Source organism: Sphingobium bisphenolivorans (genome assembly GCF_000412635.1).
Lineage (GTDB): Bacteria > Pseudomonadota > Alphaproteobacteria > Sphingomonadales > Sphingomonadaceae > Sphingobium > Sphingobium bisphenolivorans.
On sequence record NZ_ASTG01000055.1, the window covers coordinates 1 to 1,514 of the forward strand.

A 1,514-nucleotide genomic window follows, 5' to 3' on the forward strand; every position below is an offset into this window, starting at 1 on the left:
CTCAGAACAACGGGTTGATAGAGGTACCCAGGTGCCCACTTCACTGCTCCCGGGTATGAGCCAGAGTGATCGGATTATGCTTCTAAATTGCAGTAAATCTGGCGAAGCCCCAACCCCAATTTTCTATCATCGTCGCTGATTTCCAATTCTTTAGGGCTTTTTAAATTAAAAAAGTGGAAATCTATATTAATGAAGCCCTCATCTGGAATGATATTGTGGACGATCAATATCTCAGAAACAGGAGAACATAAAGTAGGAAAGTGCATCACCTCAACACCATTGATTTCTAAATATCCCTTTCCTTGAGGGTTTTCTCCTTGAAGGGACGGACCAAGAAATAGTAAAATTTCAAGTCGGATAGAATGTATTGTAGGTAAATATCGCAATTCGAGGTGCGCGCTAGAACCATCTGTCCACACTCCCCAGTCTTCGGAAAAGGAAAAGCCATGGCATTTTTCTATATACCTACATTTTCCGAAGTCTATTAAGGTGCTATTAGTCAGATAATCACTTGTATTATAGTTAAATGAATTCATTAATTCTCGATTTTTTTTAGATATAATGAAATTGTCTAAATCTGACAATTCATCAATATACTTTCCAACTTTACCATCTCCGATGTGATTTGGATGCCAATGACTTTCTTTAGTCCAGCTTTCAGCTGGATTGCTACTGTTGATTATTCCCTGTGCTTCGAGTGTGGCGATTTCAGAACGCACTTTAGAGGCGCTAAAGTCGGCAGCGATCGCATGTGCACATTGCTCACTTAACTCGCAGGACAATTCCCGAGCCAAATTCACTACGATGTCCGATTTATCCACGTAATCTTCATAACGTAAAATGAAGTCGCATTGCGAGCTTAATGTTGAATATATAGCATCACAGCTATGCTCCAACATAGAAATAGCTTGTTCCTTGGTGAACTTAAAGGCTTGCATCAGTGAAACTACGCAATCACGAGGATCTCGAACACTTGCAAATATTTTTCCATTTCTCGATATAACGTAATCTACTAACTCTTTGCTTGGGGAGTGAGACTTTATAACTAACTTCCTTTTATAGAAGTCGAAGTTATCAAAATCTTCTAAATATATATCCGAAAATATGCCGGTTACCTCATACTTAGTTCTGTACAGAGAAATAACCACATTATAAAGCCAAGTACTGCTACTTCTAGGCAATCCTGCGCATAAGACAATAGGGGGTGGCATCCCGTCTAAGTTCGTATGCTGCAATTTAAATTCCTTATTAATTTTAGTTTACACGCATAAAATACAATTGAACCACTCTCTCGGTGCAAATTTAAGAAGCCCCTCTATGGAAACGTTTTGGCCAGTGTGTCAATCTGCTCCGAATATTCCCGTCAGCATGAAGGTCGGTGTGTCTTGGTTGTAGGCGTGCCGTCAGACCGCGAGCACGAAGCGGCATGCGCCAGCGTGTGAACAGGGTTTGTTGAGGCATTCGTCGCGGAGGCGGCCGTTGAAGCTGGGCACCTCCAAAAACCCCTAGCCACT

The 1,514-nt window shown here is 41.4% G+C and carries 1 protein-coding gene; it reads right to left on the reverse strand.

The features are described from left to right. Positions 1 to 74: 74 nt before the first annotated feature. Positions 75 to 1,235, reverse strand: coding sequence for a sulfotransferase domain-containing protein (locus tag L858_RS21840; protein ID WP_152639890.1), 1,161 nt, complete (start codon positions 1,233 to 1,235; stop codon positions 75 to 77). Positions 1,236 to 1,514: the final 279 nt, after the last annotated feature.